This is a genomic window from Paenibacillus sp. RC84 (assembly GCF_041260495.1).
Lineage (GTDB): Bacteria > Bacillota > Bacilli > Paenibacillales > NBRC-103111 > Paenibacillus_F.
Genome location: NZ_JBGBYL010000004.1, coordinates 315,365 through 332,445 on the forward strand (window position 1 = coordinate 315,365; position 17,081 = coordinate 332,445).

Sequence of the window (17,081 nt, forward strand, 5' to 3'; positions counted from 1 at the left end):
AAGGAGGAACGATCATGAAAAAAAGAAAGACCCGCCGGCCCCTTCTCGTTCTCATGAGTCTGATGATGACAGTCGCGGGCTGGAGCGGCGCAGCCTCGGCCGCCGAACCGGCCGGTGCGGAAGCGCCTGCCACGGCTCTTACGAGCAAACTGGCCCAGAAAACATACGGCAGTCCGGAAGAGCTGCTCATCCCCAACAACTACACGGTAGCCGTATTCAACGGCGCGGCGGGCAAGGAAGACGGCCATAACGTGCTGTATGCGACGAGCAAAGGGAAGCCGGGGCACCTTAACGTCATCGATCTGGATGACTACAAGCTGCTGCGCAGCATTCCGATCGCCCCGTCCGAAAGCTCCTGGGCCCACACCGTTGCGCCTGACGGAACCTTGTTTCTGGCGGCGGACGGAGGCGGAGCGCGGCTCTGGAGCTATTCGCCGGTAACCCATACACCGGTTCAGGTCGCCCAATTCGACGGACAATCCGTACCGAACAGCATTACGATCGACGAGCAGGGCAGAGTGTACGTCGGTACGTATCCGGGCGGTAAAGTGTACCAGTACGACCCGGCCACGAAGCTGACGAAGGATTACGGGCGCGTCATCGGGCAGCTCGACTCGGAATATGTCCGCTCCATCGCTTACCAGGGCGGCAATGTGTATGCCGGCACCGCTCATAAGCAGATCGTCCGGGTTAATCTGCAAACCGGCGCGAAGACGGACATCGCCGCATCCTTGACGGTCAAAAACGATACGGTCTACGATCTGGACACGATCGACAACCGCTATTTGTTTGCGCGTTATACCGATGGAAGCGGTGTGCCCGGCGAGGGTTACATCTACGATACACAAACGGAAGCCTGGCTGGACATCGAGCTTCAGAACGTGACAGGCCTGCATGCGACCGATTCGCAGAACGGAAAGCTATATTATATGTCCGACAAGAAGCTGAAAACGTTCGACCTCGCCACCCATGCGGTGGAAGAAACGGGGATGGAATACGGAACGGGGCTGAGGGGAGCGGATTGGGTCGAATTCAAGAACAACCCCGACCTACCGGGCAAAACGCTTGTGACGATCCGTTACGACGGAGGAGTGACCTACCTCAATATCGACACGAAGCAGGTCATCCAGAAGCCGCCCGTCATTCCGGGTCTTCCCGGTGTAGTCAACCGGCTGGCGGCCGTGTCCCAGACCCAGTTGATTACAACCGGTTCGCAGGCGCGTTCCTCGCTAGTCAACTTGACGGACAACACGGCGAAACCGTTCAGTATCGGGCAGGCCGACAGCGTGTATCCGATCGGGTCCAAAGTATACATGGGCGTATATCCCGAGGGCAGCCTGTTCGAATACGACCTGAATAAGGAGCCGGGCGACACGAATCCCGCAAAGCTCGCAGTCCTGGAAAACGATCAGGAACGGCTGGTGAACATGACAAGCGGACTCGGCAAGCTGTACATTTCGACGATCTCGGGGTACGGAACGCTCGGGGGCTCTCTGACCGTGTATGATCCGGCTTCCGGTGAACTTAAGGTGCACCGCAACGTCGTTCAAAATCAAAGTGTGCTCAGCACGACGTTCCACGACGGAAAAATTTTCGGCTCCACCACGATCCGCGGAGGACTCGGTTCCGAGCCTACGGAAGCGGAAGCCAAGATATTCGTATGGGACGCGGTAAAAGAGCAGAAAATCACCGAATTTCCACTGCGTGTTCCGGGTCTGGACAAACCGATCTTCATTGGAGATCTGGCGGCAGGTCCGGACGGGCTGATTTGGGGCGCTTCTTATGAATATATTTTTGCGATAGACCCCCACACGTACGAAGTCGTCAAAAGCAAAAAGATTTACCCTCAGCTCAACTTCACCCAGTGGGCGCATCATCCGCTCCGCTGGTCCGAGGACGGACTTCTTTATGTGCTGTTCAACAACAAACTGACTGTTATCGATCCGGACACGCTGGAATTTCGCACGCTCACGGATACGTCCCGGTTTGATCTGGGAATGGACGGCAACTTGTACTTCACCGACCAGGCGACCAACACAATCCTGTACCGGATGAAAGTCGACGGAGAAGTGACGGAAGAACCGCCGGGCACACCTCTTCCTGTCCGCAACGCCGGTTTTGAGGAGCAAGTCGTGAATAAGGTTATTCCCGGCTGGAGTCCGCTGTTCGCGACCGGAACGGATTATTTCTACGGAGTCAGCGGGGACAGGAGCGTATCGGGGGCCAAAAGCCTGAAAATCACCGACAAGCTTCGCACCGCTTCCGTCGCGCTTCAAAGCGACAAGATCACGATCCAGCCCGGCGGAGATTACGAAGCGGGAGCGCAGATTTACATCGAATCGGGACAGCCGGGACTGATGTTCCGCTTCTTCGATGCCGACAACGCCACGATTTCGACGCTCGAAACCCATCTGGACGAATCGAGGCTGGCGCAGTGGCAGAAAGTGACGCTGCGGGGCAAGGCTCCGGCCAACGCCGCTTACGCCCGCCTGATTGCCGTAACGAGCCGGTACAATATCGCCTCGGCGTATTACGATGACTTTTTCGTTGAGAAAAAAGAAGCTCCGGTCCCGTCCGCAGCAGCCGCTCTTCTTCCGGAGCCTAACGCGGACGGCTGGCTGAACCGGGATGCGCTCCTCCGCATCCAGACGGCTCACGCTTCGGCGGTGCGCTATTCGGCCGAGGGAGCGCAGCCTTCCGCCGAAGTGACTGTGAACGGCACCGCGGCCGAGCTGTCCGTCGCCGCCGAAGGCGTGACCACGGTCACGTATTCGGCCATAAGCGCGGCGGGCATCCAGTCGGCGCCGGGAAAGATCGCGGTCCGGCTTGATAAGACGGCCCCCTCGGTGCAGTTTACCGCGGAGCCCGTCTATACCGTAGACCGGACCATCGAGATCCGCTGCGCCGCGTCCGACGCATTGTCCGGCCTGGCCGGCGACCCGTGCGCGCAAGCTCTTATAAGCGCCCCGGCCTACAGCCAGGAGCCCGGAAAGCACGAGATCAGCGTGATCGCGGCGGATAAGGCGGGCAACAAGGAGACGGCGGTCTACACGTATGAGATTGCCGTCACTTACGCAGGGATGTGCTCCCTCGTCAAGCAGTTCGCACCGGACGACCGCGGGACCGAGCTGGCTTTATGCGCAACCTTGACGGCCGCACGCAAAGCCGAAGAAAAAGGAGGTGCAAAAGCGAAGGAGGCCGTGCTCCTTGCTTTTACCAAACAGGTGGACGCATTCAGCGGCAGGAAGCTTACCCCCGAGGAGGCAGGCGTTTTAAAAAAGCTGGCGGCTTTTCTATAGAAGAAGCGACGCAGCCGCGTCCAAAAAACAAACGGACAGCCGTTATTCGGCTGTCCGTTTGCCGCGTCTTGCAGGTTACCGGCGGAAGTTGGTGAACCGGTTCTTTTAGAGCCCGCCGATCCGCCCGGTATCGCCGCGTTTTTGCGCCGAGGGATTCATGCCGGCCGCGTAAAGCGGGCAGTTAAAAGTCAGGCGGGTGAGCATAAATGTCTCTGTATATATTATAGAAGCAATTGCGTCAAAGCCGTCCGGAGGGGCGGCTTATTTTCGTTGGAAGGAGACAACCGTCCGGCTATTTAACGGTTTTTATTTTGAAAATAGGGTCCGCGCGCCACAAAACTTTTCTCTTTTGTACAAAAAAATTCTCGCTTTTGTCCATTGCCCAGGAAAAAGATGTCGCTTAAACTGAATCTTGTGATAATGAGAATCAATATCACTTATAAGAGTCTCACCAAATACTAACGTACAGGGTGGCAGGTATGATTCAGCAAAATGCAGCAAGGGAAACGCAAGCAGTTTCATCCGTTCCGCTTCGCACCCGTCCGCTGGCCGCAGCCCTCATTCTCACAGCGGGGATTCTTCTCCTGGTATTGGGAATAGGGGTATCGGTTTCATTCGGGGCAGCCGACATTTTATTCTCGACAGTCTGGGAAGCTGTCTTTCATTTCAACCCGGAATCTACACAGCATCAGATTATCGCCGATCTGAGGATGCCGCGCGTGCTGGGCGGCGCCATGGTAGGGGCGAGCTTCGCGGTTGCCGGAGCGATCATGCAGGGCATGACGAGGAACCCCCTCGCGGACTCGGGTCTTCTCGGCCTGAACGCGGGCGCGGGCTTTATGCTGGCGCTCTGCTTCGCTTTTTTCCCGGGCCTGGCCTATTCCAAGCTTATTCTCATGTCGTTTCTTGGTGCGGCCGGCGGGGCCGTGCTGATCTACGGGATCGGCTCCATGGCCAAAGGCGGCTTGACGCCGCTGCGGCTGGTTCTCGCGGGAGCGGCTTTGAGCGCTCTTCTTTCCGCGCTGAGCGAAGGGATCGCCTTATATTTTCATATCGGACAGGACATTGCTTTCTGGTATGCGGGAGGCGTAAGCGGAACCACCTGGGTTCAGCTCAAGGTCATGCTGCCGTGGTTTTTGGCCGCGCTGCTGGGCGCCATCGCGCTTTCCCGTTCGATTACGATGCTCAGCCTGGGGGACGAAATCGCCAAAGGATTGGGGCAGCGGACCGGACTCGTGAAACTGGGCGGCACGGTTGTTGTTCTCATTCTCGCGGGAGCGTCCGTCTCCGTCGTCGGAGCGGTGGGCTTCGTCGGGCTGATCATTCCGCATCTGACGCGCTATCTGGTCGGCGTGGATTACCGCTGGATCATACCGTGCTCCGCTGTGCTCGGCAGCCTGCTGGTCGTCGTGTCCGATCTGGCGGCAAGAATGATCCACCCTCCTTACGAAACGCCCATCGGGGCATTGATCGCACTAATCGGGGTTCCGTTCTTCCTCTATCTGACGCGCAAAGAAAGGAGGGAGCTGTAACGTGAACCTGAATCTAGACTACTCGCCCATTTTGGCACATGAGAAAAAGCGGAAAAGAAGAAATATCGCGATTCTCGTTATTTTCGGTCTGCTTCTCGTCCTTACGTTTGTCATCAGTATGAACATCGGCTTTATCCGGCTTTCTCCCACGGAGCTTTTCACAACGCTTATCGGAGAGGGGACACGGAAGCAATCCTTGATCCTGTTCGATTTCCGGCTGCCCCGCATCGTGCTTTCGATGCTTGCGGGGGCGGGTCTGGCGATATCCGGAGCCATTTTGCAGGGCATCTCGCGCAATGCGCTGGCCGATCCCGGAATTTTGGGCATCAATGCCGGAGCGGGACTTGCGGTTCTGCTATTTATCTGCTTCTATCCCTCTGCGGCTGCCGCTCCGGTCTTCCTGCTTCCCGTACTCGCTTTGGCGGGCGCCGGTGGGACGGCGATGCTGATTTATACGCTCGCGTTCAAGCGTAACGAGGGGTTGTCTCCAACCCGGCTCCTGTTGTCGGGTATCGCCGTGGCGGCCGGAATCAGCGCCGCGACCATCGTACTGACACTACGGATCTCTCCGGAGAAATACCAGTTCGTGGCCACATGGATGGCGGGAAGCATTTGGGGGACGACCTGGAAGTTTGTGATCGCGCTCCTTCCCTGGATCGTCATCTTGTCGATCTACGTATTCTGCAAAGCGCGGGTGCTCGATGTGCTCAACCTGGGCGATCAGCTGGCCTTGGGACTTGGGGCTCCCGTGGAGAGGGAGCGGTTCCTGCTCCTCGCTTCCGCCGTCGGTCTCGCGGGCTCCTGCGTTGCGGTAAGCGGCGGAATCGGCTTCGTCGGGCTTATCGCCCCGCATCTGGCCCGCAGACTGGTGGGACCGGGCCACAAAGTCCTTCTCCCGGCCTCAGCCCTTGCCGGGGCGCTGCTTGTATGCGCAGCCGACACGCTCGGCCGCTGGGTGCTGCAGCCTTCCGAAATGCCTGCCGGAATTGTGGTCGCGGTCATCGGCGCTCCTTATTTCTTGTACCTGCTTGCGCGGTCCAAGACGGAGTAGAAGAGCCTGCCGGCAATTGCCGCCAAGGAAGGTTTACAGAAAGAGAGGTGCTTTATGCTCCGCCGTTTTTTTGCCTATTACAAACCGTACAAAGGCTTGTTTCTGCTCGATTTTAGCTGCGCGATCATAGCCGCCGTACTTGAGCTCGCTTTTCCGCTGGCAGTCAACCGGGTCATCGACGATCTTCTGCCGAGCGGCAAATGGGAATGGATCGCATGGGGGTGCGTAAGCCTTCTCGGCATTTATGTGATCAGCGCCGCCCTGCATTACGTCGTCACTTATTGGGGGCACAAGCTCGGGATCAATATTGAAAGCGATATGCGCACCAAACTGTTTAACCACGTGCAGAAACTTTCTTTCCGTTTCTTCGATAACAACAAGACGGGGCATCTCGTTTCGAGGATGACCAACGATTTGATGGATATCGGGGAGATCGCCCATCACGGGCCGGAAGATTTGTTTATAGCCGTGATGACCCTGGCAGGGGCATTCGGCATCATGCTCGGCATCAACTGGAAACTGGCCGTGCTGACCTTTATTATCGTGCCGGGAATGATCTCGCTTTCGCTTTATTTCAGCCGTAAAATGTCGCTCGCTTTCGATAAAATGTTCGAATCCATTGCGGATTACAACGCCCGGGTGGAGAACAATGTCAGCGGCATCCGCGTCGTTCAAGCTTTTACGAACGAGAATTATGAAATCGCCAAGTTCGCTTCCAACAACGGGCAGTTCAGACGGAGCAAGCTTCTGGCTTACCGGATTATGGCCTGGAATTCATCTATCAGCTATCTGCTGATGAAAATCATTTCCTTGTTCGTTCTACTGTGCGGAACATGGTTTGTGCTGGCGAAACAAATGAGCTACGGCGAATTCATTGCCTTCGTGATGCTTTCGAACGTATTTCTCGGACCGATCAATCAAATCAATTCCGTGATCGAAATGTATCCGAAAGGGATTGCCGGTTTCAAAAGATATCTCGAAATCTTGGAACTTGAACCCGATGTCGCCGATGCTCCGGATGCGCGGGACGTTGACCGGCTTGCGGGAAATATCCGGTATCAGAATGTGAGCTTCGGCTACGAAAACAAGGAGAACGTGCTGAACGGACTGAACCTGTCCATCCGGCCCGGGGAAACGGTCGCTTTCGTCGGCCCTTCGGGCGCGGGCAAAACGACCTTGTGCAGCCTCCTCCCGAGGTTTTACGAAGTGACGGACGGCGCCATCACCATTGACGGAATTGATGTCCGCGAGATGAAGCTGGAGTCGCTGCGCTCCCATATCGGAATCGTCCAGCAGGAAGTGTTCCTGTTCGACGGCACCATCCGCGAAAATATCGCCTACGGCAAGCTGGGGGCTTCCGACGGAGAAATCCGGGAGGCGGCGAAAAGAGCCCAGCTCGAAGAGCTGATCCTATCCCTGCCCGAAGGGCTGGATACGCGGATCGGCGAACGGGGAGTGAAGCTCTCCGGCGGACAGAAGCAACGGCTTTCCATCGCACGCATGTTTTTGAAAAATCCGCCGATCTTGATTCTCGACGAGGCGACGTCGGCGCTGGATAGCGAGACCGAAGCGGTCATTCAGGAAGCGCTCTGGGAGCTTTCGAAAGGACGGACGACGCTCATTATCGCACACAGGCTCGCTACGGTGAAGCATGCGGACCGGATCGTCGTGGTCACGAAAGAGGGCATCGCCGAACAGGGAAGCCACGAAGAACTGCTTGCCGGGGGCGGTGCCTACAGCAAGCTCTATGCGGCGCAATTCGGCGCCGAGCTGCTTAACAAGCTCGGAAGTGCAATGCCGGGTTAAGAACGGGCTGCCGGAACGGTTTGAGATCACGCTTCGCGTTCTTGCCCGCTGAGCCCCGGAGCTGCAAGCGCAAGCTTTATCCGGAGGCATACGTCTTATTGTTTTAAAGATCAGGCGAGAGCGCACAGGATTACAAGGAAGGACGCTGGCCGTCTCCTATACGGAAAGGCAAAACCAAGGAGGGAATATCGGATGACGTTAGTACAGGAAAGGCTGCATACATCCAGCCTGCATATCGGTTACGGGGATCTCAGTATCGTGAACGATCTGAATATTTCCATCCCGCAGGGTAAAATAACCGCGCTGGTAGGCGCGAACGGTTCCGGGAAGTCGACCATCCTGAAAACGATGGCACGGCTCATGAAACCGGCCTCTGGCGGCGTGCTGCTCGACGGGGTGTCGATCCACAGCAAATCTACGCGGGAAGTGGCCAAAGAACTGGCCATTCTGCCGCAGAATCCGTCGGCGCCTGCCGGATTGACGGTTACGGAGCTGGTCGCTTACGGCAGATATCCCCACCAGAGCGGCTTCGGTACGGTTACTTCCGAAGATAAGCGCGTCATTAGCTGGGCTTTGGAAGTAACGGGGATGATGCCGTTCCACGCAAGACCCGTGGATCAGCTTTCCGGCGGGCAGAGGCAGCGCGCCTGGATCGCCATGGCGCTCGCCCAGCAGACCGATATTCTCTTCCTGGACGAACCGACGACTTTTCTTGATATGGCCCACCAGCTTGAAGTCCTTCAACTGCTGCATAAGCTGAACAGCGAGGAGAAGAGAACGATCGTCATGGTGATTCACGATCTGAATCACGCTTCCCGGTACGCCCAGCATATCGTGGCCATCAAATCCGGCAGCGTGATATGCGAAGGCTCCCCCGCTGACGTGATGAACCAAGATATGCTGCGCGAAGTGTTCGCGATTCATGCGGACATCGTTGCCGACCCGCGTACGGGGGTTCCGCTGTGCCTGCCGTATGAACTGGCGCCGGAGGCGTGACAAGGCCCTGTACGAAACAAAACCTGCCGATCCATTGCGATCGGCAGGTTTTTCAGCTTTCTTCCGGCTTAGGGCCGGGGCGAACGCCGCCATGAGCGGGTACGATCTGCTCTTTGCCGAGCAGACGTGGGAGTTCGTCGAGGAATTTCTCCGTCGTCGTGGCGTCGGCGAAATTCCACTCGTCCGCTTCGACTGCGTAGCAGCAGCCGCGGCGGACTGCGGGAAGCTCCGTCCAGAGCGGAGATCTCATTAACTCGGCGGCGGCGCTGCGGCATTCGGCATCTGCGGGGAGCAGCATAAATATCCGGTCGCCCGCATAATCTTTCATTTCTTCCGGCAGAAGTTCGAGATAAGACAGTTTCTTATCGAGGAGCCTGCGCGTCCTGCCCGCAGGCCGGAAACCGTCCGGATGGTAGAGCATGGAGGACAGCCCGATGGTGCCCATCACAAAAAAGCGGTTTCTTGCAAATGTGAACACGGATGCAGTCTCGTCCGGCTGCAGTGAGGCCCGAAGCCGGCTCCACATGGCGGCGGCTTTCTTCTCATAGCGGGCGAGCCAATTTTCCGCTTCCCGGCGTCTGCCAAGAATGGTCCCCAGCAGCTCGATCCGCTCGTCAAGCGGGGCGAAAGAGTCAAACGTGAGCGTGGGGGCGATCGCGCGAAGCGTGTCATACTGCGATTCGTCTTCGCTGGAGACGATGATAAGGTCGGGCTTCAGCGCCTCGGTAACGGCAGGATTAATCGGGAAGCCGATATCCTTGACGGGAGACTTAAGGCGGCCGGACTGATGAATCCACGGATAGCCTCCGCCTATGGCTTCCACGCCGAGAACGGCGAGATCGCCGAATGTTTCTCCGTGGTAAATGACCCGGCGGGGGAGCGTCGGAATCTCGACCTCATGACCCGTCCAGTCTTTAATCCGGGTCCGCTTTTGCACAGATTGGCTGTATTGTCTCGGTGTAATGCCGGTCAACTGCCGGAAGCGCCGGTTGAAGTAATATTCGTCGGCAAAGCCGACCCGTTTCGCGATTTCCCGCAGAGGTTCCCGTGTAGACTGAAGCCACTCCTTGGCTTTCTCGATTCTAAGCTCGTTCAGGTAATCCAAGGGCTTTTTCCCGGTCAGCTCTTGAAAGATCGTGCTGTATTGCCAATGGGGGACACGGGCCTGCTCAGCCAGAAATTTTACCGTAATGGGCCGCTTGTAATGCTCCTGAATGTAGCGGATGCTGTTCTCCACCGCGTGTGTGCAGCTCGAAGGTTCAGGGCTGTTCACGTTGTGTTCCAGCAGGAATCCCATCAATTCCTGAAACTGCAGCTGCCGGTAAAAGTGCTGAAGTTCTCCGGATGGCTCGGATTCCGTCAGCAGATCGGCAAAACGCACGGCTCTCGCGAAAGGATAGACGGACCATTCCACGCGGCCCCGAACGAGCGGTTTCAGGTATAAAGCCGTATGGGAGCCTTTGCAGTAAACTATCCGGCACGTGATACGGTAGTACGTCAGACGCCGGTCGCTGTCCATCCTAAGCCGATAGGAAGTACCGGGAGGGATCATGTAGCACTTGTCGGGAGCGCAGAAGAAAGTTTCATCCGCCACTCTCAGCGTGCCGGTGCCGGCGCTAATGAGCAGAAGAGTATATACATCCGGTTTTTCGCCCGCGTCAACTTCGGGCCCTGCAGCCGGTTCACAGGTACCGGGCATGATTTTGTCGGCAGCCGCGAATTGGAACAGGAGAGAACGGACAGGAAGAGAGCCAGACTCGGAAGGGACCATGATATCACATCCTATTTGAAACTGATAATCATTATCAATCAAATTCATTGTAACTAAAACAAAGAAGCTTTTCAACAGAGGTTGAAAGCTTCTTTTTGAATGAACCGCTGAGTTGTTACGCTGCGGAAGGGCGTATGCCGTCAGAGCAGGCTTATTTTTTGAGCAGAACCGGTATTTCGTTCAACAGCCATTCCCGTGTAGCGGCGTCGCTGCCGGATTTGAGAATGTCGAGCGTGTAGACGTGCCCGTTCTTCACGGCCGGAAGATCGAGCCAGATCCGGCTTTTCAGAAGCTCCTCCGTCGACTGCTGCGCTTCTTTGTCTACCGGGGTCAGAATAAAAATCCGGTCACCGGCTACTTGGGGGAGAACCTCCGGCGAAATTTGCTTGAAGCCCGCTTTTTCGTCCAGCACGTCGCGGATCGGCGGAGTCGGCACGAAACCGTTCTTGTCGTAGAGAACTTGGGAAAGTCCCGTGCTTGCCATCACAAACAACCGGTTGCCCGGATAATAAGTGAAAACGGAGGCCGTCTCGCCGGGTTTTATTCCCGCGTCATGCAGGATCTTCCACATCGCTTCCGAACGTGATTCGTAATCGGCCAGCCATTTTTCCGCCTCCGGCTTTTTGTCCAGAAGATCGCCGAGCAGAAGAAGCCGTTCCTTCATGGGCAGGAACGTATTGAACATGAGCGTAGGCGCGATTTTGTTCAACTGCTCGTATTCTTTCTCGTCGGTACTGCCCGTGAGGATAGGATCAGGACCCAGCTCCAGCACTTTCTCCAGGTTAATGGGAGAACCGATGTCCGTAATGGTCTTATGCTTGTCCGCATATACCGTGCCCGTGAGCCAGTTGGTTGCCGTCCCGATGGCCTGCACGCCCAGTGCATCCAGATCGCTGAACGTCTCCCCGTAAAAAATGACCTTCTTGGCGGCGGCCGGAATTTCGGCCGTATGCCCTTTGTAATCCGTAACCTTGCGGGGAGAGGCGGAGGATTTATCGGCAGCGGCGGTAGGGGCGCCGGCAGGATTCGCGGTTTGTTGGCTTGCGGTATCGCCGGTTTTCTGTGAACCGGAGCCGGCGCATCCGCTTAATAAAGCGGCGCTTAGTATCGCAGTGAAAAATAAGGTAGAAACAGGTCGTGCCAAGTTCATGAGTCGGTCAGCCTCCATCGGTCTTATATAGCGATAATGATTCTCATTATCGGTTGTTGTTATCATAGCGTACCCATATGCGGCCGACAATGGACAAATCCGTGACGCGGCTTTTGATTTTGTGCAAAAACGACGGCGGAGTCTCATGCGCGTTCTGCTGAAAAAGGATGCCGGCTCATTTTAAATCGCAAGCGGATGAGCAAGCGGCCGGATAATCGCATTCATCCTTCACATCCATTCTTCGGTCCCCATCTAACCGTATCTGTGCTAAGATCTTCTCAATGAATGAATGGGGGAGGGGAAAACAGGATGAACCCGATAAAATTCGGCAGTCTTGTCGTTACAGCCACGCTGCTTATGGGGTCTTCGTTTGCGGTCGGCAAAATGGCACTCGCTTACGTTTCGCCGCTGCTGCTTGTGGGGGTCCGTTTTACGCTGGCCGGGGCCCTGATGGCCCTGTGGGTCTTGGGCACGAGAAGGCGAATGCCGCAGACGGCCGCCGGGTGGGGACGAATCGCCTTGATCGGCCTTTTTCAAACAACGGGAGTGATGGCGTGCATTTTTCTGAGCCTGAGGACCATTTCCGCCGGAGAGTCGTCGCTGCTAACCTTTGTGAATCCGCTGCTGGTCGTGCTCCTGGGCACTCTTTTTCTCGGGATGAAGTACCGGTGGTCCCAGTGGGCCGGCGTAGGGGTCGGATTTCTGGGAGTCGCCGTGACGCTCGGGTTCCAGCTGGATTTTAAAACAGGAACCCTGTTCGGGCTGGGCTCCGCCGTATTCTGGGCGGCCGCAACGCTGCTCGTCAAACGCTGGAGCGCTTCTTTCGATATTTGGGTCATGACCGCTTTTCAAATGCTGGCGGGCGGACTGGCGCTGCTTGTACTCGGCCTGTTAGTGGAAAAACCGGTTTATGTGCTGAATGCGGATTCGCTATGGATCATTCTGTATCTCGCGGTACTTGGCTCCATTGTCCAGTTTGCGGCCTGGTATTATCTGCTGAGCAGGGGAGATCCCGGAAAGACGAGCGCGTTTCTTTTTCTGGCCCCGTTCTTCGGTGTGCTTTCTGGCTGGCTGCTGCTGGGCGAGACCGTCCGCTCTTATGTGTACGGAGGAGGTCTGCTGATTCTGGCCGGTATCTTCCTCGTAAACTGGGCGCCTGCCCGAACCGGTGCCGGGTCGTCCCGTTTTGAAAAAGATCATTCCGCCTGATCAGCGGATCCTATGGTTCGAAAACCGAAATATGGAGAATAAACCTGTAATCCGGAACCTGTTTTAAAGGGCGGGAAGGCGGTATGATGAACACGGGATTGCAATTAGGAAAAGGGGGATCATGGATGATGAACCGCAAGCGGCTTTCCTTGCTCTTGTCCGTATTTCTGCTTCTCAGTCTCTTCTCGTCCTTTGTGCTCGGCCGGACCGCCGGAGCTTCTTCAGCCAGCGATTGGGTGCCGGTCTGGAACGATGAATTCAACGGCCCGAACGGGTCGGGACCGGATTCTTCGAAATGGAATCTGGAAACCGGAGCCGGCGGCTGGGGAAATAACGAGCTGCAACACTATACCAGCCGCACGTCCAACGCTTATCAGGAAAACGGAAATCTGGTCATTCAGGCTTTAAAAGAAAACTATAACGGCTCGGGTTACACGTCCGCACGCCTCACGACGCAAAATAAATTCAACCTCAAATACGGGCGGGTTGAAATGCGCGCCAAGCTGCCTTACGGGAAAGGAATCTGGCCCGCTTTCTGGATGCTCGGCAAAGACATCGGCACTGTAGGCTGGCCCGCCAGCGGCGAGATCGACATTATGGAGTATGTCGGCGCTCTGGAACCGAACCGCGCGTACGGAACTCTGCACGGACCGGGCTATTCCGGCTGCTGCGGCCTCTCCGGTTCGTACCTGCATCCGCAGAATTTGAGCAATGACTACCACACGTTCGCTTTGGAGTGGGAGCCGGGCGTGTTCAAGTGGTTCGTGGACGGCAAGCTGTTTCACACGAGAACGCTGGCGGACGCAGGCACGAATGCCTGGGTGTTCGACAAGGAATTTTTCTTCCTGTTGAACCTCGCTGTGGGAGGCAACTGGCCGGGTTACCCCGACGGCACGACAGTCTTCCCGCAAAAATATTACATCGACTATGTCCGTGTATGGCAGCGCGCGGGAGGCTATAACGTCGTCGCCCTGAAATCGGAAGCGAACGGAAAATACGTGACCGCCGAACATGCAGGCGCCAGCCCGCTGATCGCCCGTTCCCAGACCGTCAGCGGCTGGGAGAAGTTCGAGCTGGTCGACCTCGGCGGCGGTAAGGCCGCCCTGAGAGCGCTTATCAACAACCGGTACGTTTCCGCCGACAATGCGGGAGGAAGCCCGCTCATTGCGAACCGGGAAACGATCGGCACCTGGGAGACTTTCGAGCTCGGTAAGACGGCGGACGGCAAGCAGACGTTAAAAGCGCTGGCGAACAACCAATATGTGTGCGCCGACAACGAAGGCGCGAGCCCGCTGATCGCGAACCGCGCCACGGCCAGCAAGTGGGAGAGCTTCGTATTGGTGAAGCAGAATCCGTAAGCGGCCGTTCTCCGGCCAAACGACAGGCAATGACAGGAGTTTCCTTTGGGTAAAGGAGGCTCCTGTCTTTTTTGTGCCGGAAAGCTGGCAGGAAGAGATGACTGCAGGCCAGGACCAGGGTACTTCCGAGTGCCTAAGGCGCGCAAAAGCACCTATCGAACTTTAAAGTGCTTACTTCACGAAAGAGTAAGCAGGGCGCATAATAGGACATGCTACATTTTAAGCCTACACAACAGGAGGTCATCCGAGAATGACTAAACATCTGCAAGATACAACCACTCTTCACAACGGAGTTAAAATGCCCTGGCTCGGTCTCGGCGTTTTTAAAGTAGAGGAAGGCCCCGAATTGGTAGAAGCGGTTAAAACGGCTATTAAAAACGGGTACCGGAGTATCGATACGGCCGCCGTATACGGCAACGAAGAAGGGGTCGGCCAAGGCATCAGGGAAGGTCTGGCCGAAACGGGCCTTTCCCGGGAAGAGCTTTTCGTCACTTCGAAAGTCTGGAATGCGGATCAGGGTTACGAGTCTGCTCTCCAGGCGTTTGAAGTCAGTCTGCGGAAGCTCGGCCTGGACTATCTCGATTTGTACCTGATCCACTGGCCGGTCCAAGGGAAATACAAAGACACGTGGCGCGCTCTTGAAGCCATTTACGAGTCGGGCAAAGCCCGGTCTATCGGAGTCAGCAACTTCCATGTCCATCATTTGCAGGACCTTCTGCAGGAGGCGAAGATCAAGCCGATGGTCGACCAGGTCGAATTTCATCCGTGCTTGACCCAGGAAGAGCTGCGGGCTTACTGCCGCGAACAGGGAATCCAGTTTGAAGCATGGTCTCCGCTTATGCAGGGAGAGCTGCTGGATAACGAGGTTCTGAAGACCATTGCGGGCCGTCACGGCAAATCCGTCGCGCAGGTTATTCTGAGATGGGATCTGCAAAACGGCGTGGTGACAATCCCGAAATCGACGAAAGAGCACCGCATTATCGAAAACGCAAGCGTGTTCGATTTCGAGCTGACGCCGGATGAGTTGAGCCGGATCAGCGCCTTGAACGAAAATAAAAGAGTCGGTCCGGACCCGGACAACTTTGATTTCTAAGCATGAATTTTGCTCAAAAACCCGAGCGGATCAGTGCCGCCCCGATGCTAAGCCGCACGGCTTATGCACCGGGAGCCGGACGCTGTGCAGTTCCTAAAAGCCGTCCTTTGGACGGCTTTTTTGCTGTTTCGGCTCCCCGGGAGCAATTTTTAGGTTCTATTAAGTTGCTTTTAAGATTCGAAGAAGATAATCAAGGAAAAACCCTGGAGGAAGCTATGTCTATACGCATGCGGCTTACTTTGTTATATTCGGGTATTCTTTCCGCCACACTGCTGCTGTTCGGCATTGTCCTGTACAGCTTTCTGCAGATTTATTTTATTAATGACCTTAAGGATTCGCTCAGAGAGCAGACGGATGTGCTGCAGGAGAGTGTTACCTATAAGCTAAAGGTTGACCCCCTGGGCTCTGATCTGGACATTCAGCTCGACCATGTCGATACCGTCCAGTCGGGCATGTACCTGCAGCTCGTCAATTTGATCAACGGCGATAAGGCGAGGACGCGGAATTTGGGCCAGGTGGAACTGCCGTTCTCCAAAGATGCCGCCGGTAAAAAAACGGAGGGTTACTACATTACCGAAGAGGTCCAGCAATCGCCGTTTCTCATCTACAATCAGCCGCTGCTGCTGAACGGGAAGCTCGTAGGCGTACTGCAATCCGCCTATAATATCGGCTTGATCGATAAATTTCTGTCCATACTCCGGCTTGTGCTGATTCTGCTCTCTCTGGTGATCGTCTGCACGGCCTCGTTCATGGGCTGGCTCTCCTCCAAGCGGGCGCTGAAGCCCGTATACGCCTTGATTGAGGCGACCCGCCAAATTCAGAAAAGCGACGATCTGGGGAACCGGATCGCCGTTAAACCGACGGGAGACGAAGTCAGCCTGCTGGGGACGACCATCAACGGCATGCTGGAACGCATCCAGCACATGTACGGGGAACTGGACAAGTCCTACATGACCCAGCGGAGGTTTGTGGCAGACGCCTCCCACGAATTAAGAACGCCTTTGACGACGATAAGCGGGAATGCGGAATTTTTACAAAAGGCTTGGCTGTCGTTCCGGCAGGCTCCGGAGCGGAGGATAGACAAGGAGCAATTGGAACTGTCTATCGAAGCCATTCACGATATTGCCGACGAGGCAGGCCGGATGGGGAGGCTGGTGCATAATCTGCTGACTTTGGCGCGTGCCGATTCGGGGCTTCATCTGAGAAAAGACAGACTGAACATAAGCTCCGTCGTCCAAGATGTCATCCGCAAATCCCAGGTGCTTGCGAAATCCGCCGAGTTTCAAGCCGGTCCACTGGAGGGTCTGGAATCTTTGCAGATTGTGGGCGACAGGGATTACCTGCAGCAGCTTTTGTTTATTTTCGTGGAAAATGCCTTCAAGTATACCGAAAACGGCTGTGTGAGGTTCTTCGCAAGGGCGGCGGGAGAAAATGCGGAGCTTATTATCGAGGACACCGGAATCGGCATGGACGAAGCGGATATTCCGCATATCTTCGACCGGTTTTACCGGGCCGATCCTTCAAGAGGCGAAACGGAGGGGACCGGACTTGGGTTGTCGATCGCGAAATGGATCTTGGAGGAACATCACGGTACCGTCGAGATCCGAAGCCGCCGGAACGAGGGAACCCGTTTTACGATCCGGCTTCCGGTCGTTCCCGCTACCCATGAGGAAGGAAGAATGCCCGCCTTGAGTGAAGCTGCTTCCGCCCGGATCGACGGATAATCCGTGTTCTAAACGGGAAAGCCGCTGAAGCTCCAGCGGCTTTTTTTTGCGCGAATTGCAGGAAGGGACGATGGATGATTAACATCATTAAT

Annotated in this window: 11 protein-coding genes; 9 read left to right on the top strand and 2 right to left on the bottom strand. The window is 56.0% G+C overall.

What is annotated here, in order from left to right; genetic code table 11:
• Positions 1-14 precede the first annotated feature (14 nt).
• From ABH899_RS11710 to ABH899_RS11730, 5 genes are all read left to right on the top strand, one after another.
• A complete protein-coding gene (locus ABH899_RS11710; protein ID WP_369996281.1) occupies positions 15-3,299 on the top strand; it encodes a hypothetical protein in 3,285 nt (1,094 codons plus the stop codon).
• A gap of 479 nt (positions 3,300-3,778) precedes the next feature.
• Complete coding sequence (locus ABH899_RS11715; RefSeq protein WP_369996282.1) at positions 3,779-4,831, top strand: FecCD family ABC transporter permease; 1,053 nt, start codon at positions 3,779-3,781, stop codon at positions 4,829-4,831.
• 1 nt (position 4,832) lies between these two features.
• A complete protein-coding gene (locus ABH899_RS11720) occupies positions 4,833-5,882 on the top strand; it encodes a FecCD family ABC transporter permease (RefSeq protein ID WP_369996284.1) in 1,050 nt (349 codons plus the stop codon).
• A 54-nt stretch (positions 5,883-5,936) separates the two neighbouring features.
• Positions 5,937-7,688, top strand: a complete 1,752-nt coding sequence (locus ABH899_RS11725) for an ABC transporter ATP-binding protein (RefSeq protein WP_369996285.1) — start codon at positions 5,937-5,939, stop codon at positions 7,686-7,688.
• A gap of 192 nt (positions 7,689-7,880) precedes the next feature.
• Positions 7,881-8,684: an ABC transporter ATP-binding protein gene (locus ABH899_RS11730; RefSeq protein ID WP_369996287.1), complete on the top strand. Its 804-nt coding sequence runs from the start codon at positions 7,881-7,883 to the stop codon at positions 8,682-8,684.
• Positions 8,685-8,736: 52 nt separating this feature from the next.
• Here the strand turns inward: ABH899_RS11730 and ABH899_RS11735 are convergent, their stop codons facing one another.
• Together ABH899_RS11735 and ABH899_RS11740 are read right to left on the bottom strand one after the other, a co-directional pair.
• Positions 8,737-10,455: an AraC family transcriptional regulator gene (locus tag ABH899_RS11735; RefSeq protein ID WP_369996289.1), complete on the bottom strand. Its 1,719-nt coding sequence runs from the start codon at positions 10,453-10,455 to the stop codon at positions 8,737-8,739.
• Between the two features lie 151 nt (positions 10,456-10,606).
• A complete protein-coding gene (locus tag ABH899_RS11740; RefSeq protein ID WP_369996291.1) occupies positions 10,607-11,605 on the bottom strand; it encodes an ABC transporter substrate-binding protein in 999 nt (332 codons plus the stop codon).
• Between the two features lie 309 nt (positions 11,606-11,914).
• On the opposite strand from ABH899_RS11740, the gene ABH899_RS11745 reads away from it, so the two are divergent.
• The 4 genes from ABH899_RS11745 to ABH899_RS11760 all read left to right on the top strand — a co-directional run bounded on the left by ABH899_RS11745 (position 11,915) and on the right by ABH899_RS11760 (position 16,989).
• The gene (locus ABH899_RS11745; RefSeq protein WP_369996293.1) at positions 11,915-12,814 is read left to right on the top strand and encodes a DMT family transporter; all 900 of its coding nucleotides are present in this window, start codon (positions 11,915-11,917) and stop codon (positions 12,812-12,814) included.
• 125 nt (positions 12,815-12,939) lie between these two features.
• A complete protein-coding gene (locus ABH899_RS11750) occupies positions 12,940-14,172 on the top strand; it encodes a family 16 glycosylhydrolase (protein WP_369996294.1) in 1,233 nt (410 codons plus the stop codon).
• A gap of 250 nt (positions 14,173-14,422) precedes the next feature.
• On the top strand, positions 14,423-15,265 hold the full coding sequence (locus tag ABH899_RS11755; protein ID WP_369996295.1) for an aldo/keto reductase: 843 nt from the start codon (positions 14,423-14,425) through the stop codon (positions 15,263-15,265).
• A gap of 215 nt (positions 15,266-15,480) precedes the next feature.
• Entirely contained in the window at positions 15,481-16,989 is a 1,509-nt protein-coding gene (locus ABH899_RS11760; protein ID WP_369996297.1) for a sensor histidine kinase, read from the top strand.
• Positions 16,990-17,081: the final 92 nt, after the last annotated feature.